Origin of the sequence: Treponema zioleckii (assembly GCF_014737315.1) — a bacterium.
Taxonomy (GTDB): domain Bacteria; phylum Spirochaetota; class Spirochaetia; order Treponematales; family Treponemataceae; genus Treponema_D; species Treponema_D zioleckii.
Genome location: NZ_JPUF01000015.1, coordinates 22,704 through 46,010, shown reverse-complemented (window position 1 = coordinate 46,010; position 23,307 = coordinate 22,704). Strand labels below are relative to the sequence as shown.

Sequence of the window (23,307 nt, the reverse complement as noted above, 5' to 3'; positions counted from 1 at the left end):
TCTAACCTGCAGCGTTTCCATAAACGCACATAGCCAACCAAAAAGTTATAAGTCTAACCTGCAGCGTTTCAATTTATTTTGAAATTATGAGTTTGGTGTAAGAGTTTCCATCTTGAAGGAGTTCCACCACCGGAAGTTCAATAATATGATTTTTTCCTTCTTTTCTTACTTTGCATTCAAGTTCTTTATTGTTTTCAGTGTCTACAATTACCGCTTTTTTGATTTTTTTCATAACGCTTTTATTTACGACAAACGACCATTTTGCCCTTGAAAGCAATGCTTTGATTTTTTTACCGTTCGCTGCTGTCCGGATCAAAGCGGTCTTCAAACATTTCTGGATAAAAAATAAAAAGTTCAATTGATTTTCCGTTTTTTACTAGGAAGAAAAATTTGAGCCAGAGTATCGGTTGTTTTTTCATCGATAGAAAATAAAAATCTTGAGCCTTCATGTGTCTGTGTATTGACTTTTTCTATTCTGATTTTTTCGGGTGAAACTGTAAAATCCTCAGAGTCAACAGAGCCAAGAATTTCTTCAGAATCAATTGACGTGTTCTCGCCGAGCATTGCCAATACTGTTTTATCAACTGTAAATTCAATGCTGTAGTTGTAGATGCCTTTTTTATAAGAAATTTGCTGTTTCATTTCAAAGCAGGAAACAAACATTAATGCTGAAATCATGGAAAAAAGAATTGTGAGTGATTTTTTCATTTTTAAGGTAAGTCCGGTGTATTTTTACAGAAGATTTTTACAAAAAAGGGGACTGGAATTCAGTCCCCGGAAAATTTATTTTGAAATTACAAGCTTGCTGTAAGAGTTTCCAACCTGAAGAATTTCTGTGAGAGGAATTGTGATTACGAAGTTATCGCCATCTTTATTTACTTCACAATTGAATTCTTTGCCATTTTTCTCATCAACAATCGCAGCCTTCTTTACTTTTTTCATAACGCTCTTATGAACAGAGTATGTCCAAGTTGATTCTGCGAGCATTTCGCGAGCCTGGGCGCCTTCGTCGCTGTTAAAGTCAACAGTTCCGTCCACAGCCTGTCCGCCAAAAATCAAGATTTCAAGCTTTTTGCCGTTTTTTACAGGAATAACAGCTTTTTCAGATTCAACTTCAGTATTTTCATTGACTACAACAGAGATTTTAAATCCAGCATCTTTTTCAGTGTCAATTTTTTCAACTTTAACATTCTCATCAGAAATGCCACCTTTTTTTGCAAGTTCGTTGTCAAACTGCGCAAAAAGAGTGTCCGCATCCATTTCTGCAAGTGCAAGAACCATTTTATCAACGGCAAGCTCAACGGTATAACTGTAGTTTCCTTTTTCGTAGCTGAGACTTTGCTTCATTGAAAAACAAGACACAAACATTCCAGAAATCAATGCAAGGAATGCGCCAAGAACAATTCGTCGAAGATTTTTCATAAATTCTCCAATTCTTTTTTTAGCTACCCACAAAGGCAACTTTAAAATAAATTAAAACATACGAAAAACAAAAAGTCTATTGGACAAAACAGATTTAAAGATTTTCGAGAGTTGATTTTAGAATATTCAGACCTTCGTTAATTTCTTCCATCGAAATATTGAGAGGTGGCACGATTCTAAGAGTGTTTTTGCCCGCAGTTGACGTTAAAAGTCCGTTTGCAAGAAGTTTTTTCTCAAGTTCAAGCGCACTTTTTCCCTCAACAATATCAACTCCAATCATCAAGCCTTTTCCGCGGATTTCCCCAACGTTCGGAATTTTCCAAGAGGCAATTTCTTTTCTCATGTAGTCGCCTTTTTCTACGACGCTCTGCAAAAATCCTTCTTTTTGAAGTTCGTGAAGAACAACAAGCCCCGCAGCGCAGGCGAGAGGATTTCCTGCAAATGTGGACTGATGGTCGCCCGCTTTGAATACGCCGTTTGCCTTGCCTCTAAAGAGGATTCCGCCCATCGGAAGTCCGCCCGCAACGCCTTTTGCAAAACTTACGACTTCAGGGTTGAATCCCAGCGCGTCGCTTGCAAGCAAAGTTCCTGTGCGTCCAAATCCGGTCTGAACTTCATCCGCCATTACGATTGCACCGGCTTTTCGAGCGGCTTCAGCAGCAGCTTTTGCCCAATCAGCATCAACAATGTTAACTCCGCCCTCTCCCTGAACACATTCAATCAAAAGAGCTGCCGTAGTGTCGTCAAAGGCTGTTTTTATGGCGTCCCAGTCGTTCGCTTCGATTGTCTTAAAGCCTTCAACATAAGGCGCAAAATAAGCAGGATGAAATTTGTCCTGACCTGTGGCAGTTAAAGTTGCCATTGTGCGTCCGTGAAATGAATTTTTTAACGTGTAGATTACGTGACGCTTTTCACCGCCGTTCAAATATCCGTATTTTCTTGCCAATTTGATTGCAGCTTCGTTGCCTTCTCCGCCAGAGTTTCCGAAGTAGACTCCTTCAAATCCTGTGGCTTTCAGAAGTTCGTCTGCAAACTGAACGCCGGTGTCGCTCATAAAGTAGTTGCAGATGTGAATTTCTTTTTCTGCCTGTGCTTTTACGGCATCTACGAGCGGTTTATAGTTCGTTCCGAGTGAATTTACTGCGATTCCTGCGAGAAAGTCGATGTATTTTTTTCCGTTGGAATCCCACATTGTAGAGCCTTGTCCGTGCGTAAGAATCACGTCGAATGACCCGTAATTATTAACAACTGTTTTGCTTCCCATAATTTTTCCTATTTGAATATTAAATACGTGCTAGTAAAAAAAACTTGCGTGAAACGCACAAGTCAACCAAAAATTTTAAGGTCAACTTGTAGCGTTTACCGTGTCCTCTCGTTCCGATTCCGCACTTTTTACAGCGCGAGCCTACGTGGCGAACGCAAAAAACAACCTTCGAACTCGTCGCAGTGCTTGTCGCGGCGAGTTTGAAAACATTTGCAAAGTGCCCCCGCCAGAGCGCGAGTTTTGGGAAACGCTAAAAACTGTACTTTTTGTCTAAAAATAAAATCTGTGCGTTTCCGAAAACTTGCGTGAAACGCACAAGTCAACCAAAAATTTTAAAGTCAACTTGTAGAGTTTCAGTAGATCATCGTTCCGATTCCGCGGTCGCTGAACATTTCAATTAATAGTGAATGCGCGGAACGCTTTTGTCACAGCTTAATCAGGAAGTCACTTCCAGCGTTCCTCTCAGTTTTCAAGGAAAACTGAATTATACACTTTGCGAAGTGTACCGCACTACACAACATTATCAACTTGTTTTCAGTAAATCATTGTTCCGATTCCGCGGTCGCTGAACATTTCTATAAGCAATGAGTGCGGTACACGGCCGTCGATGATGTGGGTTCTTGGAACACCGCCTTTGCAGGCCATCGTACAACATTCAATTTTCGGAATCATTCCGCCTGCGATTATTCCGTCATCAATGTATTTCTGCACGTCTGCCAGATGAATCCGCTGAATCAAACTTGCCGGGTCGTTAACGTCCTTAAGGACACCCGGAACGTTCGTAAGCTGAACGAATTTTTCAGCTTTGAGCGCAATTGCAATTTTTGCAGCAGCCGTGTCAGCATTAATGTTGTAGCGGTTCATGTCGCCAGTTTCGCCCAAAGCCACCGTTGAAACAACAGGAATAAAGCCCTTTTCTATCAAAGACTGAATGATTTCCGGATGAACTTCCGTCACTTCGCCAACAAATCCTAAATCCGCACCGTCTTTAGAAATCTTTTTTGCCCGCAAAAGTCCAGAATCAACTCCCGAAAGTCCAACGGCCTTTCCGCCTTCCTGCAACAAGATTCCAACAATGTCTTTGTTCAGTTTTCCTGTGAGTACCATCTGAACGATTTCCATGGTTTCTTCGTCGGTGTAGCGAAGTCCGTTCACAAATTTGGACTCTTTTCCCACGCGTTCAAGCATTTTGTTGATTTCAGGTCCGCCTCCGTGAACCAGAACAACGTGGATTCCGATTGTGTTCAAAAGCACAATGTCCTTCATCACGTCAACTTTCAGTTCTTCATTGAGCATTGCGTTTCCGCCGTATTTTACAACGACAGTTTTTCCTACCCAATGTCTAAAATAAGGCAATGCCTGTACAAGTACGTCTGCCCAATGCTCGTTGTCGAGTCGCGGGTCTTTTTTATCTGCCATAAGTGTCTCCTTTTCAATTAAGTGCGGTAATCTCCGTTGATTTTTACGTAGTCGTAAGTCAAATCGCAGCCCCAGGCCGTTCCTTTTGCCTCACCATCTTCAAGTTCAACGAGAATGTCAACGGCTTCTTCAAGAAGAATTTTCTTTGCCAAATCTTCGTCAAAATTGAGAGGAACTCCGTGGTCAAATACTTTTATCTTTTTTTCTTCGCCACCGTTTTGCTTTCCGTTCTCAAAATACCGTTTTGCGCCTGCGCGGCTCACGAAAGAAACACTCGTTTTTTCTGGCGTAAAATTGAATCCTGAGTAGCCCATTGCGTCAAGGATTCGGCCCCAGTTTGCGTCAGCGCCAAAAAAAGCAGCTTTTACGAGGCTTGAACAGATTACGGCTTTTGCCAGCCCCCTTGCATTCTCAACGGTGTCAGCACCAACTACGTTGCACGTTACAAGGCGGGTAGCCCCTTCACCGTCGGCAGCAATTTTCATTGCCATTTGAGTGTTGAGCGCGTTCAAAGCCTCAACAAATTTTTCAAAATCTTCGCCCTCAGATGTAATCTCGGTATTTCCGGCCATTCCGTTCGCAAGAATCAAAAGAGTGTCGTTCGTGGAAGTGTCGCCGTCAATCGAAACGCAGTTGTAAGTTCCCGCAACCGATTTTCTCAAGGCTTTTTCCAGCATTTCAGAAGAAATCGCGCAGTCCGTAGTGATGAATCCGAGCATTGTTCCAAGATTGATATGAATCATTCCTGAACCTTTTGCCATTGTTCCCATGCGGATTTTTTTGCCGCCAATCTCGGTTTCAAGGGCGACTTCTTTGTAGTGCGTGTCCGTCGTCATAATCGCGATTCTGGCTTCCTCGTGACCTTTTTTTGAAAGTCCGTCGGCAAGAGTGTCGATTCCGCTTATGATTTTTTCCACAGGAAGCTGCTGTCCAATTACGCCGGTTGAGCAGACCAAAACGTCGTCAGAATTGATTTGGAGTTTTGCAGCTACGGCAACGGCTTCTTTTTCGGCGTTACGGTAGCCTTCTTCGCCGGTGCAAGCGTTAGCGTTTCCAGAATTCGCAATGATTGCCTGAGCTTTGCCATTTTCGATGTGGGCTTTATCGAGTTTTACGCATTCAGCTTTTACCCGGTTCTGGGTAAATACGCCTGCCGCGTTGCATAATCTTTCACTATAAATAAGAGCCGTATCATTGAATTTTCTGCTAGCTTTTATGTGGTTCAAGATACCGTTAGCAGTAAATCCTTCGGCGGCGGTAACTCCGCCATCAATAAAATTAAATTGCATATTTATTCGCTCCTAATGTATAAATATGCAAAAATTATATGAAAATGCAGTGATGTTTGCAAGCAAAAAATAAACGGAAACGCCACGCATTTCCTCTCCAACATTAAAATAATCTCGTGCGTTTCCCGTCAGTTTTTTTGAGAAAAACTGACGCTTCCCCAGTTTTTGCTATCGCTAGAAAAGCGCACCTTATTTGTCATGGCTGAGCAGAATAGGTATCCGACTCCCTTCGGTCGCGAACGGTCGAAATCATTTTTCTGCCCCGCCTACGCTACCGCCCCAGATTTTTAAATCTTGCTTTGAATCTCAAAATTATATCTTTCCATTTTCAATTCATCTGTGTCCTATCTGTGTTCATCTCTGTTTATCTGTGTCTAAAATAAAAGTCAATTTTCATCTTTCAATTTTCAATTTCCTAGACAAATTACAACTTTACTTAGAATGATTTAAAGTATAGACTGCAAGCGAGTTAGAAAATGAAAAAAGAAACTTCGAACACAGCAAACAAAGAAATTAACGGCGAAAAGCAGGAATTCCTTGCATGGGACAAGGCAAAATCAAAGGCTAAGCCAAAAAACGCAAAGAATGCAGAAAACGCTTCGGAATCAGCAGGAATCGAAAAATCAAAAGCATCTGCGGAACAGGCTCGAAAAAATCTTTTGAAGGCAAAAGAGCTTGACCCTACGGCAAAACGCCCCGCAAAAAAAATCGCAGAGTACACCGACGCTCAGATTAAGCACCTCGACGCTTTGGAGCATATCCGCCTCCGCTCAGGAATGTACATTGGACGGTTGGGCGACGGCTCGAATCAGAATGACGGAATCTACATTCTCCTCAAAGAAATCATCGACAACGCAATCGATGAATTTATAGTAGGATTCGGAACGAGAATCGACGTTGAGATAAAAGAAAACCGCGTAAAAGTCCGCGATTACGGACGAGGAATTCCGCTCACCAAAGTGATTGACTGCGTAAGCCAAATCAACACGGGAGCTAAATATAACGACGATGTTTTTCAGTTCTCTGTGGGAATGAACGGAGTCGGCACAAAAGCGGTAAACGCACTTTCCTCATATTTTAGGGTCGTTTCTGTTCGCGACGGAAAATGCACAGAAGCGGTCTTCCAAAAAGGCAAGCTTGAATCAGAGCGGCACGGAAGCGTAAAAAGCGAAACCAAGAACGGAACGTATTTTGAATTCATTCCTGACGAGGAAATTTTCGGGAAATATTCGTTCAACATGGAATTCGTGGAAAAGCGAATGTGGAATTACGCTTACCTCAACACAGGCCTTACGATTCGCTTTAACGGAAAGGATTTTATCTCTGAAAACGGACTTTTGGACTTGCTCAAAGCAGAAATCGAAGGCGAGTCGATTTATCAAATCGGAAGCTACCGAGGCGAGCACTTGCAGTTCGCGTTCACACACACGGGCGAATTTGCGGAGAATTATTTTTCGTTCGTAAACGGACAGTTCACCTCGGACGGCGGAACGCACTTAAACGCATTCAAAGAAGGTTTTGTGCGGGGAATAAACGACTTTTTCCAGACCTCGTACAAAAGCGAGGACGTTCGTGCAGGAATCACGGCGGCTGTTCTCGTAAAAGTAAAGGATCCGGTTTTTGAAAGCCAGACAAAAAACAAACTCGGAAACACGGACATCCGACAGTGGATTATAAGCGAAACCCAGTCAGGTCTTGACGACTGGCTCCACAAGAATCCAAAGGAAGCACAGGCGATTCAGGAGAAAATCCAGAAAAACGAAAAATTCCGCACAGACCTTGCGAGTGTAAAAAAGCAGGCAAAAGAAGCGGCAAAGAAGATTTCAATCCGAATTCCTAAGCTTGACGACTGTCGGTTCCATATTGGCGACGGCGGAAAGGGCGAGCAATCGATGATTTTTATTACCGAGGGACAATCGGCTTCGGGCGTAATGACTCACTCGCGCGACGCGGATTATCAGGCAATCTTCTCGCTACGCGGTAAGCCTGAAAACATGTACGGAAAGCGGCAGAGCGACATTTACAACAACGACGAGCTTTACCAGCTTATGATGGCTCTCGGAATCGAAGATTCAGTTGAAAATTTGAAATACTCAAAAATCGTAATCGCAACCGATGCCGATAACGACGGATTCCACATTCGAAATCTCGTGCTCACGTTCTTCCTGGGATATTTTGAGGAACTTGTAACTTCGGGCAGGGTCTGGATTTTGGAGACACCGCTTTTCCGAGTGCGAACCAAAAAAGAGAATATCTACTGCTACACCGAGCAGGAACGCGACAAGGCTCAGAAAAAACTCGGCAAAGGCTCGGAAACAAGCCGATTCAAAGGTCTTGGAGAAATAAACCCAAGCGAATTCCGCCAGTTCATCGCCCCGGAAACGATGCACTTAACGCCGGTCGAAATAAGCCAGCTAAAAATCATTCCGCAACTCCTTGCGTTCTACATGGGCAAAAACACCCCGGAACGCCGAAAGTTCATCGAACAGAACCTTCTGAGCAACGCCGAAATTGACGTATAAGGCGGTAACAGAATAGACACAGATGAACACAGATACACACGGATGAGACACAGATATTTTTTTCAAAAATAACAAAAAGGAGAGCATGTTGAACATAAACGAAATAACTCAAAAAATAATCGGAGCTGCTTACACTGTGGCAAACGCTCTCGGCTCTGGTTTTCTTGAAAAAGTTTATGAAAACGCTCTTTTCTTTGAATTAAAAAATCTGGGATTGGAAGTTGAGCAGCAATATCCTCTTCCTGTAATGTATAAAGGCTTTTGTGTAGGCGATTATGTTGCCGATTTGTATGTTGAAAGTTCAGTTATTGTTGAACTAAAATCTACAAAAGCAACAGAAAATATTCATCGTGCACAAGTTTTAAATTATTTGAGAGCCTCAAATAAAAAAATTGGCTTACTAATAAATTTCGGCGCACCTAAAATTACGGTCGAAAGAATTGTGAATTAGGAGTTTTTTTTGGGAGACACAGATGAACACGGATACACACGGATGAGACACAGATATTTTTTATTTTTATCTGTGCCATATTTGAGTTCATCACTGTTTATCTGTGGCAATGCAAAAAAGACACAGATGAGCACGGATATACACGGATGTGACACGGATTTTTATTTTTATCTGTGTCCTATCTGAGTTCATCACCGTTTATCTGTGTCAGAACAATCAAGGAAAGCAAATGGCATTTGTAAAAAATCTTTTTGATAAAAACTTTATTGAATACGCTTCTTACGTTATTCGTGACCGAGCGATTCCAGACCTTGAAGATGGCTTAAAGCCAGTTCAGAGGCGAATCATGCACACGCTCTTTGAAGTTGACGACGGGTATTTCCAGAAAGTGTCTTTTGTTGTCGGACGAACAATGAAATATCACCCGCACGGAGACGCTTCTATTTACGGCGCGCTCGTCAATCTTGCGAACAAAGAAATCTTCATCGAAAAGCAGGGAAACTTCGGTAATAAATTCACCGGCGACCCGGCATCCGCAGGGCGATACATCGAGTGCCGCATTCACAGCCTCGCAAAGGACTTTCTCGTAACGAACCCGAAAATCACGCACTACGTTCCGAATTTTGACGGACGAAGCGAAGAGCCGGAAGTTTACCGCGCAAAAATTCCTGTAACGCTCATCATCGGTGCGGAAGGAATTGCCGTCGGCATGAGCACGAAAATCTTGCCGTACAACGTAAAAGAAGTTCTTGACGCAGAAATAAAATGTCTCAAAGGCGAGGATTTTAAAATCTTCCCAGACGTTTCAACCGGCGGACTCATGGACGTTTCAAACTACAACGACGGAAACGGAAAAATCATCACGCGGGCAAAAATCGACGTGAGCGACGACAAAAAAATCGTCATCACGGAACTGCCGGTGGACACGAACGCAAAAGACCTTCTCACATCGATTGACAACGCCTACAAGGCCGGAAAAATAAAAATCAGCTCGGTCGAAAACTACACGACTGACCGCTGCAACATTGAGATTAAGCTCCCGCGCGGAGTGTACACTCAGGACGTAATCGACTCACTCTACGCGTACACAGACTGCGAAAAATCAATCTCGTGCCAGATGCTCGTCATAAAAGACAACATGCCGGTTCTGATGACGGCGACCGAAATCATCAAATTCTACGCACAAAAGCTCACTTCAATCATCAAGGACGAACTTGAATTTGACCGCGAGCAGCTCACCGACAAACTGCACCTTCGCACGCTCGAACGCATTTTTATTGAAGAGCGCATTTACAAAGCAATCGAGGAAATGAAAACCCAGGCCGCCGTAAAAAAAGCCGTGGAAGACGGATTCGTACCGTTCAAGGACGAACTCGTGAGGGAACTTTCTGACGACGACATCGAACATCTTCTCGCAATTCCAATCCGCAGAATCTCGCTCTACGACATAAACAAAAACCGTGCGGAAGTGCGCGAAATCAACGCGAAGCTCAAAGAAATCGCCCGAAGGCTAAAACACCTCACAGAATGTGCGATTGAATATCTTGAAGGAATGCAGCAGAAATTCGACGAAAAAGAATTCAAGCGGAAGACAAAAATCAAGAAATTCGACGCGGTTGACGTAAAAGAAATCGCAAAGGCAGATTTGAGCCTCCGCTACGACGAAAAAGGCTACCTCGGAACCTCGGTTTCAAGCGGAAGCGAAATTATGAAAGTCTCGCCGTTCGACAGAATCCTTTACATGCGCCGAAACGGAATCTACACAGTTACGGACGTTCCGCAGAAAATCTTCGTGGACAAGGGAATGTGGTTCTGCCAGCTCGGCACAAAAGAAGTGATAAACAAAGTCCTCTTCACCGTGATTTTTATGGACCCAAAAACAAAATTCGCATACATCAAGCGGTGCAGAATTCCAAGCTGGATTTTGAACAGGGACTATTTTATCGCGCCGGAAGGAGCGGAGATTCTTCACATTGACACGCGGGAAAAATTCACCTTCAAACTGATTTACGAGAAAAAGCCAAAAATCAGGATTACAGAAGAAGAATTCAAAGCCCACGACTACGAAGAAAAGGGCTTAAAAACCCAGGGCTTAAAACTCTCTTCCCGCGAAGTAAAAGAAATCCAAGTGGAAGAAAGCAACAACGCCCCTTCGGTCTAGCGAATGGAGAAAATATTGACTTTAAAAGTTGACAAAAGAATATGAGAGGAATTTCGTATTATGAAAAACCAAACCAAAAATCTGCTCGTGCGGTAACGGAGGTGAAGCAAAAAAACGATTCTGACCGTTCGCGACCGAAGGGAGTCGGATACCTCTTACGGTCAGCCATCATTTTTTTGAAGCACCGCAGTGAACGCACGAGCAGATTTTTACATTTACAAGTTGATAATGCAGAAAACGCACGCACAGATTTTTGTAAGCAATATTTAGGAAATATTTATGAAAATAAAAGAAATGATGCTGATTTTGAATCAGAACACAAAAAACGCAGTCGGAAAAGTGATGTACACACTTTTTGTCAAAATGCTCCTGCAAATGTTCACTGCACTTGCGTTCGCTATGCTCGAAACACGAGTCAGCCAACTTTTGCCGCAAAGTGCGCTTTTTATCAATATTTTTGTAAGCGCGCTGCTCTTTGAATTCCTGCTCCTCGAATACGGCTTTGCGGTTATGCTCCTGAGAATCGTGCGAAAAGAATACGTAACTTTGGGCTACCTCTTTTACGGACTCAAAAACCTCCGCCAATCACTTCCGGTCTGCATCGTGTACACGGTTCTAATCGGAATCATCGGCTTTGCGAGCGGAAAATTCGTCCACGCAGTAAAAATCGACGCAGAAATCATGGCGTTTATTACAAAAGGAATGAAGCTCGACGCGGAATCCCTTCAAATCATTGCACGATATTCAGTGCGGGTCGTAATCCTCGCACTCACAGCAGTAGCTTCGTTCATAATCCTTTTGCCAACGGTTCTCTCATTCGACCTTCGTTTTGACAACAAAGAAAAACCGTTCTGGTATCCGTTCAAAAAAAGCTATTCGTTAATCCTCAAAAAATGGAATTATTTTAGATTCATCGGCTTTGCACTGCGAGCTGGCGGACGCTATCTTGTAATCGCGATTGTTCTCGGAATCATCCTGAACATTGCAAGGGCAAAAAAAGGCGAAAGCACTTCAATCCTGTTTTTCGTGGCAGATTTTATCTATCTTTTGAACAGCCTAACGGCCCTAATCAGAATCTATTTTTCGATTCCAGTTTTTTACGTTTCGCTCACAAAAAATTCAGAAGATGAAAATGGTGATGAAAAATCTAAAAGCGCACCGCCACTTTTAATCGGCAATCCTGTGCAGAACGAAAACTTGGAGCCATAAAAATGAAAGTTCCCGTAAAATATTCCTCATTCGAAGAAAACATCAAAGGCTCAAGATTTCTCTCAGAACTTTTTTTGATTGACTCTCAGGCAAAGGTCCGAGAACTCATAAAAGCTCAGAAACAGAAATACGCCGACGCGACGCACGTTTGCCATGCCTTTATATGCGGCAAGAACGCAGAAGTTATGGGCATGAGCGACGACGGCGAACCGGGCGGCACAGCCGGAAGACCAATGCTTGACGTTCTAAAAGGCCGCGGAGTGACGAACATTCTTGTAACAGTGACGAGATGGTTTGGCGGCACGCTTTTAGGCACCGGCGGGCTTGTCCATGCCTACGGAAACGGCGTAAAAAACGTGCTCGAAAATGCGGAATTTGAGGAACTCATCGACAAAACGGGCTTTTCGCTCAAAACCGATTATCAGATGTATCAGGTCGTAAAAAAGATTTTTGAAAACTTCACCATCTACGAAACAACCGAAGACTTTGGAGAACTAATCTCAATCACCGGAAAAATCGCCGTAACCGACTTTGACCACCTAAAAAACACAATCTTCGACAGCACGAACGGAAAAGTGACTGTGGGAAAGTAAAAAGAATCCCTGCCCCAAACAAAATCATTTTTCTTGTTGGGGGCGTTTTTTTGCGGTATATTTATTTTACTGTTATGAAAAAACTTTTTTTTGCTTCGGGATTGATTTTTCTTTTGTTTTTTAGGGCTTTTTCCTCGGATTTTAATTTTGAACACGATGAACGCTATAATTTTTTGCAGGGGCACATTCAGGCAAAGGAGAATTTTCTTCCGCACGAGGATTTTTTAAAAGCCGCACTCACCGCTTCGGGCTGCACGGACGACAAAATTCTTTCGCTCACTTCGATTTTAAAAAATCACTTTGCGGAATTTGAAAAAACACTCACGGCCGAGACAAGCCAGACTGAAAAAGCTCAGAAGGCTCTCTCGTTTCTTTACGAAAAAATCATCTCAAAATACTCGGAAATGCAGACTCTCGTTGACGTGGCACTTGAGCAGGGAATTTACAACTGCGTTTCTTCCGACATTCTCTACATTTATTTTTTGAAGTGCCTTGAAATTCCCGTGGTGGCGGTTGAAACCCCGGACCATGCATTTTGCACGGTTACGATTGACGACAGAAAAATCGATGTTGAAACGACAAATCCTTACGGATTTGAGCCGGGCAAAAAAAATCAGATTCCGAACTCAAAAAAATACATTTCGGTTCCGCAAAAAAAATACCGCGGCCGGCATGAAATTTCTGATTTTAGGCTCATCGCGCTGATTTTGAACAACAGAATCGTAACGCTGCAGCGGAAAATTCAGAATTCAAAATCAATCGAACTTGCGGTGGACGCGCTTTACATTCAAAACAACTCTTCCGAAGCAATGACAACTTTTTATCAGTGCGTTACGAATGCGTCGGTTGATTTGTCAAATTCCCAAAAGAATGACGAAGCCTTACAGCTCGTGCGTGAAGCAAAGGCAAAATTCGGGGACTCGCCGATTTTTGAAAACAACACGCTTGCAATCATAAATAATTCGGTTGCGGAATCAGCAAAAAAAAATCAGTTTGAAGAAGGATTTTTGACGCTCACAAAAAATCAGGATTTGCTTTCCCCGTCCGACTACAACGAACTTACGAGAATCCTAACCGAAAATCAGCTCAACTACATCATAAAAAACGAACCGTTCGAAAACGCAATAAATGCCGTTCATGGCAAAAAAAGCGTTCTTCCGCAAAAAAATTATGAAAAACTCGTCAGCTTTGCCTACCAGACCGAGGCGAACAGGATTTCAAAAGGCGAGAATTTTATAGAAGCCGCAAAGTTTTCCGAAAAAGGACTTTTGGAACTCCCGAACGACGCGAACCTGACCCGGCAAAAAGCAAGTTTTATGCGAAATTACGAAGTAAAAATCCACAATCAGGCGGCAAAGCTTGCAAATTCGGGCAAAAAAGATGAGGCAAAGCTAGTCGTAGAAGAAGGACTCAAAAACTATCCAGAAAGCAAAACTCTAAGAACCGATTTACAGCGTCTTTCCCGCTAACTACATTCTGTCATGCAGAACTTGCTTCAGCCTCCCTGCACAAATGCGGGACAAGAGCCTGAAACAAGTTCAGGGTGACGTTTTTGATATATTTTAGGGCTGTCAGTTTTTCTTCAAAAATCATTTTATATTTCTTTAAAATCAAAAATTCTGGCTAATATATTTTGTATTTCGTTAAAAATAGCCAGAATCGTAAAAATATATTTTATATTTTTCTCAAAATCCGAAAATCTCAAAAATATATTTTGTATTTCCTCAAAATGCGCAAAACCACAAAAATATATTTTATATTTCCTCAAAAAAGTGATTTTCTAAAAAATACAAAATATTTTTTAAGCGGCGTAGCGGACGACAGCAGAGATTTTTGCACCAGCAAGCCTGTTCATAATGCGGCACCCAGTCAAATCTGCGAAAACCCGAATTTATCTGCGTTAGAAATCTGAAAACTGATTTTCATGCCCCTGAAACAGTTTTGTGTGACGGTTTTTCAAAAGATAGCGGAAAAGGTCTAAGACGCAACAAAACTTTTCACCTCTTCACGTGGTAGTCTATACAAAATAAAAATACTCGTCTTACATGTAAGAGGTTTTGTATGAAAAAAATTCTTCAGAAAGTTTTTGGTGCAGTTTTTGCCCTCTCGGCAATTACAGCTTTGTCAGCCCAAAACCGAAAAATCGACGTGTGGGATTTTGGAGGCGTTCCAGAAAGCGGAGCGCAAAACCACATCTCACAGACCGACATTGACAACACAGCCCTCCTCGGCACCGGCGGAAAATACGACAGTGCGGGAGACATTTCCTACGGCGACCTTACGCTCACCGTCGTGGCAAACGACCGTGCCTACTACGGAACGGAGTCGAATCCGGGAAAAAAGAATTACGGAACTCAGGGCTACGCCTCATACACATTTGATGACGGTTACACCTCAAACGGAATTTACTACTGCAACGGAAGCGGCGGCGACAACAGACGGTGCCTCACGCTCAAAAACGTCCGCGCAGGAGACATCGTAACATTCTACGCACGGCTCTCTGCCGCCGCAGACACAACGATTCACTTTTCAACAGTCGGAGATGACGGCAAAGTTACAACCGTTCAGGACGAAACTGCCCCAATCAAAGCTGAATCGCAAATCTATTCATACATTGCACTTACATCCGGCACTTACAGAATCTGGACGGACAAAAAAGCCGGAAAACCTGTTTTTTACAGAGTCGTAAGAAAACCAGCTGTCGAAGTGACAGGTTCGCTTTCAAATCTCAACGGAAAAGGCTCGCTCAAATTCGTTGTAAAAGGCACGAATCAGGAACTGAATGCGCAAGTCTCAGGAAACAGCTACAAAGCAAGCCTTCCTGCCGGAAAAACATTCACGGCGGTTCTTTCAGGCGTTCCTGGCTACGGAATCAATCCTGACACAAGAATCCTTGACCTTGCAAAAATAGCTCCAGGAATCTCTCACACGGCAAACCTCGTCGTAGCGGAAGCAATTCTCTACAAGGCAAGCGGAAAACTCACAGGAATCGATTCAAAATATGACACTTCAAAATTAAAGCTCGTTATGAATCCGCCAAAAGGCAGCGTTTATCAGCCGATCGAAGCAAAACTTTCGGGCCAAAACGGAACTTTTGCCTACGAAGCAAAACTGGAACCGATGGTGCGCTACACGGCAAGCCTTGAAGGAGCAAATGACTACGAAATCACGAAGGGAGGCTCTTTTGAGCTTTCAAAGGATTTTTCTGAAAACATCGAAGTTTCCCTCAAAAAAACGTATGCGGTGAACGGAAAATTCTTCGGGGAAACAAAACCTCTTCCAAAATCAATTTCCTTCAAAAATCTTGATGACGGCTACGTTTACAGCGGAAAAATCAGCAAGGATTCATATTCGGTAGCTCTCCGCGACGGTCAGTACGAAGTTCTTGCGGAAACGGAAAACACAAAAACTGTAAATCACGTCGTAATTTCCGGAAACGCGGTTTCAAAAAACATCAAAATGTCTTTTAAGATTGCACCGGAAACAAAAATCAAGCTCAAAAAAGACCTGAAAGTCGGTCCAAAAGCAAAATACAAAACGGTGAACGCGGCTCTCAGAGCAGCAAAGGCAATGAACCCGCAATCCGAGAAAGACCGAATCACGATTCACATTGCACCGGGAATTTACCGCGAGCAGGTTATCGTAAACGTTCCTTACGTCACCTTAAAAAATGACACGCCTTCAAAAGAAGTCAAACTCACCTGGTACTACGGAATCGGCTACACGTACTACTCTGCCGACGAAAAAGGCTGGTACGACGAAGATTTGGCTTACGACAAATTCGCAAAGCATCCTGTCGCAAAATGGGGAGGCGCAACTTACATTCAGCCAAGCGCAACGGCATTCCGCGCCGAAGGAATCACGTTCGAAACGTCGTTCAACAAATACATTACGGACGAAGAACTTGATGACGGCGTAAAATCCGACGGAAGCGTTCCTGAGCGAAAAATCAACTCGGACGTCCGCTCAAAACCACTTACGGAGCGGGCTGCGGCAATCTTAATTGAGGCATGCAGAACTGAATTCATAAACTGCAAATTCTTGGGAAGCCAGGACACACTTTACACGGGCTACAATTCGGAAGCGCAAAAATCAGAGGACAATCCGTACAAAAACGAAGTTCTCCGAAGCTACTTCAGGAACTGTTTTATTGAAGGAAACACGGATTTTATTTTTGGCGACGGCGATGTTGTTTTTGAAGACTGCGAAATCAGTTTTGCAGGCTACACAACGGAAGGCGCGGCAGGCGGATATTTGACTGCTGCGCGCACAACGAGCAAAAAAGGCTATCTCTTCTACAATTGTCTTTTAAGCGCAAACCAGAATTATTTCGTCGGACAAGGATATTTGGGCCGACCGTGGGGAAAAGACGCACGCGTTGCGTTCGTAAACTCAACAATCGGAACTGCGAACATTTTTAACGTGCAGGGCTGGACTCAAATGAGCGGAAACAAACCTGAAAACGCAAACTTCCGCGAATTCGGCACAATCGAAGACGGCGAAAACGCAGACCTCGATTACCGCACGGAAGGCACAGTCCTTTCAAAAATCGACGGTTTTGAGCCAAAAGATTTCTTTGGCGACTGGACTCCGGCGTTCAGCGCACTGCCTAAAAAATCAGGAGAAGCCGCATTCGCAAAAAAACCAAGCTTTACGACTGACGACGACATAAACACTCCGTACCCAGGACACACAATCACACTGCACTACTCGCTCGGAAAGGCTGACGAAGAAGATATTTCTTCTATAAAGTGGTACAGAATCAGCGGAAGCCAGGAAACACTCATAAAAGAATCAAAAGGTTTTGCAGACAAAACTTATCTTTTGACAAAAGATGACTCAAATTCGTTCATCAAGGCGGTCGTAACGCCAAAACTCAGAAGCGGAAAAACAGGCGCTCCGGCAGAAGTAAAACTTGAAGCTCAAATAAAGGAAGGCTACGCAACACCTGCAAAAGCTGCGGCAGACAGACCTCGCACGGCAGGAGCAATCAACGTGTTCCTTGCAGGCGACTCTACAGTAACGGACTACAGCGCAAACGGAATCTGGATGGGCGGAAAAGTCCGCAGCGAAGGCTCATGGGGCGAATACATTCAGGCATTCTTCGGAAATTCTGTAGCAATACAGAACTACGCTCAGGGCGGACGCTCTTCACGAAACTTTATCAATGAAGGCTCGCTCAAAAAAATTCAGGAAAAAATCGGAAAAGGCGACTATCTTTTCATTCAGTTCGGGCACAACGACTGCCACAACGAAGCCGGCTACCTTGAAGACCGCTACGTTCCGCTCGGAAAAGCCGACTCAAACGGAATTTACCCCGTAACGGCCGGAAAGAAAATCAAGACTCCATCATCTTTGGTTTCAAAATACGGCGACGAATTCTACGGCTGGAAAGGCGGCACTTACAAATGGTACTTAAAACAGTACGTTGACGTTGCAAAAAAAGCAGGTGCGATTCCAATTCTCGTAACGCCGGTAAGCCGACTTTACTTTAACGCCGACGGAACAATTCGCCCGCACCACGATTCCGAGGACAAATCCACAGAATCAATGGGCACGTTCCCGACCGAGAACAACGCATATTGCGAAGCGGTAAAACAGCTTGCCGCCGAGGAAAAAGTTCTTTTAATCGACGGATTCGAGCTGACAAAAAAATTCTACGAGAACGCTTATAAATCGGCAGGAAGCGACGAACTTGCGCGAAAACTCATGTTCCCAGGCGACAGCACGCACAACAACAAGCTCGGAGGATTCATTCTTGCGGGTGAGTTCGCAAAAGAAATCAAGGCAAAAATTCCGGCACTGGCAAAAAATCTCGTAAAACCGACAAAAGTGCTCGGAGAAAATGCTGACGGCGAAAACCTGTTTACGGTTGATTCAACAGGAAACTTTACGTGCAAGGAGGCTTACTGGACTTCATACGAACAAAAAGTAATGAATTCGCTCAAATAGCGAATAGGATTTTTATCTCTTAAAAAACGAAATCAACGCACCAGCAACAATGAAGTGAACTTCAAACAGCTGGTGCGTTTTTTAAAGGAAATTTCGGAAAACTAACAGATTTTTTCGAGATACCTAAAATCATTTGTAACTTTTCATTTAAAATTCTCTTTTATTTTAAGATTTTTCCCAACTTTACTTTCTATCAATTCCTAAAAATTAAATTTCTATTTATCAACATAAAAATATTAGACAAATTAGAGATTTTAGATTTATAATTGGAATACGAGGAAACTTTGAGTGGGGAAAACTTAACAGGAGGTGCGCTATGAAAAACTTCATCAAAAAATGTATACCTGTTTTGCTTGTTTTGCTACTTGGTTTTTCAACAGCAAACGCAAAGCCCATCAAAAAACTTGATTTTATCGGTGTAACAAATTCAGAAAAAGTAGTAATCACGGTCAACGATAAAGAAAAGTTTATGGAGTATCAAACTCCAAAACGAACGACAAAGTACGAATTGCTTGACTACGATTACGGCATGGATTTTAACACTGGTGACCAAATTATTACTTGTACTGCGGTGGACACTTTATACGGTATCGCATATTCAGTGCTTTTGTATTCAAACAAAGCATACTGCGACATTCGAATCGGCAAAAAACGACTGACTTTTAAGCACGTGTCGAATTTCGAAGTAGAATAACTGCATACGGAAACTCCGTATATATAACCTCCTCCCAACACAACTGAGACTAACCCGTTGGTTCGTCATTGCAAAGGCTTATGTTTTTGCAATGACGTTTTTTTTTCTTTTTTGATAGAATCAATTCATGCAATATTTTGAAGACGAAACTAAAGATTTTAACAAACAAGAAGAAGCAAAATATCAGAAAGTGCATGGAAAATCAGGATTCGAAAAATTTGTTGCGCTGCCAAGAGCTGCAAAACTTACTATTTACGCCCTGATTCTTACGGTCATTTTTTTAATCACCTTGCTATTTTTTAACATTTGGGTCGGAACCTTCGGAAAATTAGAAAATGTGAAAAGTCTAACCGGTGAACAGCAAGTTTACTTGAACAAAATCCTTTCGGAAACTTTTCCGCAAAAATATTCACTCAAAATAACAGAGCTTCCGTATTCAATAAGACCTGCAAAACTTAATGTCTGGGCAGAATCCGCAATTGTATACGATTTTGCAAACGGCTGCGTGATTTATGAAAAAAATGCAGACCAAATAATTCCGCCGGCTTCAATAACAAAACTATTCGTAATGTATCTCGTTTTTGAAGAAATCAATTCAGGAAAAATCTCGCTAGATGACGTTGTTCCTTTGCCAGAACGGTCGTGGGCAATCAACTTGCCTTCCGATGCGTCAAAAATGTTTTTGGGTCAGGGTCAAACCGTTACGCTGCGGGAACTTTTGAACGGTCTTGCAGTTGCCAGCGGAAACGATGCGGCTATTGCGGTAGCATCGTACATAAGCGGCGGCACGGACGAATTCATAAAAAAAATGAATGAAACTTGCAAAAATTTGGGACTCGTCCACACGCATTTTGTAGACACGTCCGGCTACGATGAAAATAATCTTACAACCCCGCGGGAACTTGCTCAGTTCATCTATATTTACATGAAAAAATTCGGCGACATCGCATTGCAATTTCATTCAATGCCGTCAATTTTTTATCCGACGGAAGGAAATTTGCCGTCCTGGCAAAAAAGCTACGGCGACTCAAAAGCGATTTTTCAAAAAAACACAAATCCGCTTTTAGGCGAGCTGGAAGGTTGCGATGGAATAAAAACAGGATTCATTTATGAAAGCGGCTACAATCTCGCGCTAACCGTAAAACGCGGAAAAGAAAGATTCATTTCTGTAACGATGAAAGGACCGGGAAACAATACAAAAGAAGGACAGGCCGGACGAGTGCACGACGGCAAAGAAATAATGGAATGGGCTTTTTCGTCATTTGCGGATTACGTTGCAAGAGAACGGGTAAAAACGATTTTTACGATTCCGACTCCAGGAACAGAAGAAAAATTCGTAAATTTGGTACCGGCCTGGGATGAAATTATTTCGGTTCCGCACATTACGGGGAAAACCCCGCAAGACACTGCAGACAGCATAGAAGCCGAGGTTTCAATTCCAAAATATATTTATGGCGGTGTAACTGCAGGCCGGATTTACGGGCAAATTCAATACAAAATCGGAAAAACTGTTTTGCAAACTGTTCCGCTCGTTGCCGACAGAAACGCAAATCCGGCAGACAATTGGGGATTATTCTGGGGAAAACTCGCAACGCACAAGCTAAAATAACTTTCTCACGGGAACAAACTCATATCCTGCATCCATAAGAATTCCAATCAGCAAATCCAATTTTTCATAAAGGTAATCGCCTCTCGTTCCGTTCGGATTTCCCACGCTGATTGGAATCATGGAACCATTTTTTACGTTTTGGGCATAAAACATAACCAGCTGGTCTGCCGTCATATACCAAGATTTGTTTGCAGAACCTTGCTCCAAAGTTTTTGTGTCCAGACTGAATCTTCCAGCCTCAACATAAGTGTATCCGCAATCATCGCCAGATTTTTTTATCATCTCGGAAGATTTATAGCCCGGCGCATGCCAAAAAAGACTCAACTCGGTTCCTGTCAAATTAAAAAATTCATCTTCGTTTCGGGCAAGTCCCCGCTGAATGTATTCAGAATCAACGACGAATCCGTTTTTAGCAGTAAGGTCAACATTGTTAAAAAACATTGAGGCAGCCTCGTGGCCGCAATAGATTATTTGCTTCGTTTCAAGGGGATAACGCCTTATAAATTCACCGTTAAAAAAGAAAGTTGACTTGATTCCGTATCGCGAAAGCACGTACAGAATCGTACTCAGTCCATCAACAGAATCAACTGCGTCAAAAATCAAAGAAATTTTTTTAGGTGCAGGCGTTTTTTTTGTGGTGGAAAGAAAAATCGGTTTGGTGCTTCCGGCTGCATTTAGCGCACGTACGTAAATCGTATTCTCAAATTTTTTATTCTCGGTCGCATCCGTAAAAACACGATATTTTCCGTTCTGAAGATATTTTGAACTTTTTAAGATTTCTTCATCAAATTCTTCAATTGATTTTTTCCAATAATGATTTTTTGAATCATAAGAATAAAAAACATCGTCGCGGCAAGCATCTCTCACCAAAATTTCTGAATCATTCCAGACCGCACTCCGCACGGAAGAAAGGAACAACGTGCGAACAAGGCCTTTTTTGTCTTCGCCGCCGTTAAGCTTCCAATGCCGCACGGTAGATTCCCCGCCCGCAAAAATCGAGTAATTTCCGCTCCAGGCATACGAGACAGGCTTTTCCCCGCTGATTTTTCCGAGTGGTTTCCATGTGTCGATGTCATAAACAAAAAGCGCGTCGTTCAGGGCAAAGGCCAACTTTTTTCCGTCCGGCGACGGAATCGGAATTCCAGCTTCGTCAAAAGTGGCAATTTGCTTCATTTGCGAGTCGATTTTAAAAACGCTGGTTTTAGGCTTTCCGTCCAAAAGACCTATTAGATTCACCCACAAAATAGGAGTCTCGCTTTCGCCCCAAAAAACATAATAATTTACGACCGAACCACGAGGGTCAGTAAAAGGCTTTGAATAGGTGCTGGAAATGTACTCGCCGCCGTCAGTGTTCATTTTAAAACACGTGATGATGCAGTTCGCATTTTTTACGGCAAGGGCTGTCTCTGCCGAGTTCACCCAAAATTCATCATTTTTTGCGTCAAAAGACACTGGGATTCGTCCCGCAACAATTCCAGAACCCGCCATTCCGGCATACAAACTTCGCGTAAAAAGTTCGTTCGCGTTCAATTTATAAACCAAATCGCGATTTATATAAATCAAAGTCTTTCGGTTTGCCCAATTTACGGAATTGATTGAACCTTCGCCAATTTTTCGGAACGCATCGTCAATCTGATATTTTTGAAAAGCCATCTTTGGGTCAATAAAATAAATATTTCCGTTTTTTTCGTAGATTAAAACAGCTCCGTCCGGCGACCATTTTACAGGCACTTTCGTAAAGCTAAAAGCGGCATTTTCATCAAGAACGTATTCTTTTAAGTCTGAATTATTGCGAATTACAAGCTGGCCAACCGTGGCCCCGGTTCTTTTTACGTAACAGAGCCATCTTCCGTCCGGACTCGAAATTTCTGGAACAAGGCGAGTTGATTCAGCAGGGATTTCAGGAACTTTTGAATACCAAACAAGATTCATGTCCGAAGTCGTAAACCGGGCAGTTCCGTAACGATTTCGTATTTCAAGATATTCTTTTGATTTTCCGCCGTTCACTTCTGTGAGAATCTGCATTTTTTCCGGAAAGCACGTAAGGATCTTTGAATCTTTAACGTTCGCCGCATCAGCCAAAAAAAGTGTTTTGTAGGATGGCGAAAAAGCTGATGAATGCTCGACAATAAAAATTATTTTATCATTCTCGTTGATTTGAGGATATTCAAATTTAACTTGAGAAGCCAAAGGGCTGCATAAAAAAAATCCCCGAAAAAACGAACAGAAAATCCGAATGCGATTTTTAGGAATCCAAATATTTTCTGTTTTTTAAGGGATGCTAATATATCTGCAAGCGTATTTGCAATCATACAATAAAAGAAATCTTTTAAACGAATCAATTGTCTTAGTCGTCTGATTTGTGTTTTTGCTGGCATTCGTGAGTCTCCGCAATCAACGCAAGTGTATCCAGCTCCTTTTCAAGAGCTTCGAGTTTAGATTCCATTACACGAACTCGTTTATTGCGGTTTGAAGACTGCTTTTCTTCAAGCTGTATAAAAACCTCGTCTATCAATTCCTGGCTCAACGCATTTGACAAAGGCTCTTGCACACCGCCAGATTCTCTGTTTTTTGCCGTATTCGCGGCAGAAGAAAATCTTTCAACTCCACACCACGGGCAAAAAACAAATTCATTTTCAACGGCACGTCCACACGACCTGCAAAATGACATAAATTTCATGGAATCATTTTACCACAGAAAATAAATTTCTGTCATTATTTA

The 23,307-nt window shown here is 42.7% G+C and carries 17 protein-coding genes; 9 read left to right on the top strand and 8 right to left on the bottom strand.

Annotated elements, in window-relative coordinates:
- Positions 1–73: 73 nt before the first annotated feature.
- The 6 genes from JI65_RS05685 to argJ form a co-directional block, all read right to left on the bottom strand.
- Positions 74–316 (bottom strand): hypothetical protein, encoded by a 243-nt coding sequence (locus JI65_RS05685; RefSeq protein WP_191014417.1) that lies wholly within the window; start codon positions 314–316, stop codon positions 74–76.
- Between the two features lie 38 nt (positions 317–354).
- Complete coding sequence (locus JI65_RS05680) at positions 355–708, bottom strand: hypothetical protein (protein WP_191014416.1); 354 nt, start codon at positions 706–708, stop codon at positions 355–357.
- Positions 709–783: 75 nt separating this feature from the next.
- Positions 784–1,422, bottom strand: a complete 639-nt coding sequence (locus tag JI65_RS05675; protein ID WP_191014415.1) for a hypothetical protein — start codon at positions 1,420–1,422, stop codon at positions 784–786.
- A gap of 94 nt (positions 1,423–1,516) precedes the next feature.
- Positions 1,517–2,686, bottom strand: coding sequence for an acetylornithine transaminase (locus JI65_RS05670; RefSeq protein ID WP_191014414.1), 1,170 nt, complete (start codon positions 2,684–2,686; stop codon positions 1,517–1,519).
- A 534-nt stretch (positions 2,687–3,220) separates the two neighbouring features.
- Positions 3,221–4,105 carry an acetylglutamate kinase gene (gene argB, locus JI65_RS05665; RefSeq protein ID WP_191014413.1) on the bottom strand — a complete coding sequence of 295 codons (885 nt, stop codon included), beginning with the start codon at positions 4,103–4,105 and terminating at the stop codon, positions 3,221–3,223.
- 17 nt (positions 4,106–4,122) lie between these two features.
- A complete protein-coding gene (gene argJ, locus JI65_RS05660; protein ID WP_191014412.1) occupies positions 4,123–5,394 on the bottom strand; it encodes a bifunctional glutamate N-acetyltransferase/amino-acid acetyltransferase ArgJ in 1,272 nt (423 codons plus the stop codon).
- A 476-nt stretch (positions 5,395–5,870) separates the two neighbouring features.
- Here argJ and JI65_RS05655 point away from each other — a divergent pair, with 476 nt between their 5' ends.
- From JI65_RS05655 to JI65_RS05615, 9 genes are all read left to right on the top strand, one after another.
- Positions 5,871–7,916: a toprim domain-containing protein gene (locus JI65_RS05655; protein WP_242457172.1), complete on the top strand. Its 2,046-nt coding sequence runs from the start codon at positions 5,871–5,873 to the stop codon at positions 7,914–7,916.
- Between the two features lie 88 nt (positions 7,917–8,004).
- The gene (locus JI65_RS05650; protein ID WP_242457171.1) at positions 8,005–8,367 is read left to right on the top strand and encodes a GxxExxY protein; all 363 of its coding nucleotides are present in this window, start codon (positions 8,005–8,007) and stop codon (positions 8,365–8,367) included.
- A gap of 229 nt (positions 8,368–8,596) precedes the next feature.
- Entirely contained in the window at positions 8,597–10,528 is a 1,932-nt protein-coding gene (locus JI65_RS05645) for a DNA topoisomerase IV subunit A (protein WP_191014410.1), read from the top strand.
- 279 nt (positions 10,529–10,807) lie between these two features.
- Positions 10,808–11,737, top strand: a complete 930-nt coding sequence (locus JI65_RS05640) for a hypothetical protein (protein ID WP_191014409.1) — start codon at positions 10,808–10,810, stop codon at positions 11,735–11,737.
- 2 nt (positions 11,738–11,739) lie between these two features.
- Positions 11,740–12,330 carry a YigZ family protein gene (locus JI65_RS05635; RefSeq protein ID WP_191014408.1) on the top strand — a complete coding sequence of 197 codons (591 nt, stop codon included), beginning with the start codon at positions 11,740–11,742 and terminating at the stop codon, positions 12,328–12,330.
- Between the two features lie 74 nt (positions 12,331–12,404).
- The gene (locus JI65_RS05630) at positions 12,405–13,799 is read left to right on the top strand and encodes a hypothetical protein (RefSeq protein ID WP_191014407.1); all 1,395 of its coding nucleotides are present in this window, start codon (positions 12,405–12,407) and stop codon (positions 13,797–13,799) included.
- Between the two features lie 592 nt (positions 13,800–14,391).
- Complete coding sequence (locus JI65_RS05625; protein ID WP_191014406.1) at positions 14,392–18,282, top strand: pectinesterase family protein; 3,891 nt, start codon at positions 14,392–14,394, stop codon at positions 18,280–18,282.
- Positions 18,283–18,598: 316 nt separating this feature from the next.
- On the top strand, positions 18,599–18,976 hold the full coding sequence (locus JI65_RS05620; protein WP_191014405.1) for a hypothetical protein: 378 nt from the start codon (positions 18,599–18,601) through the stop codon (positions 18,974–18,976).
- 127 nt (positions 18,977–19,103) lie between these two features.
- Complete coding sequence (locus tag JI65_RS05615) at positions 19,104–20,585, top strand: D-alanyl-D-alanine carboxypeptidase family protein (RefSeq protein WP_191014404.1); 1,482 nt, start codon at positions 19,104–19,106, stop codon at positions 20,583–20,585.
- Here JI65_RS05615 and JI65_RS05610 read toward each other — a convergent pair.
- Together JI65_RS05610 and JI65_RS05605 are read right to left on the bottom strand one after the other, a co-directional pair.
- The gene (locus tag JI65_RS05610; RefSeq protein ID WP_191014403.1) at positions 20,577–22,775 is read right to left on the bottom strand and encodes a polysaccharide deacetylase family protein; all 2,199 of its coding nucleotides are present in this window, start codon (positions 22,773–22,775) and stop codon (positions 20,577–20,579) included. The genes JI65_RS05615 and JI65_RS05610 overlap by 9 nt on opposite strands.
- 157 nt (positions 22,776–22,932) lie before the next feature.
- On the bottom strand, positions 22,933–23,265 hold the full coding sequence (locus tag JI65_RS05605; protein ID WP_191014402.1) for a hypothetical protein: 333 nt from the start codon (positions 23,263–23,265) through the stop codon (positions 22,933–22,935).
- Positions 23,266–23,307 lie beyond the last annotated feature (42 nt).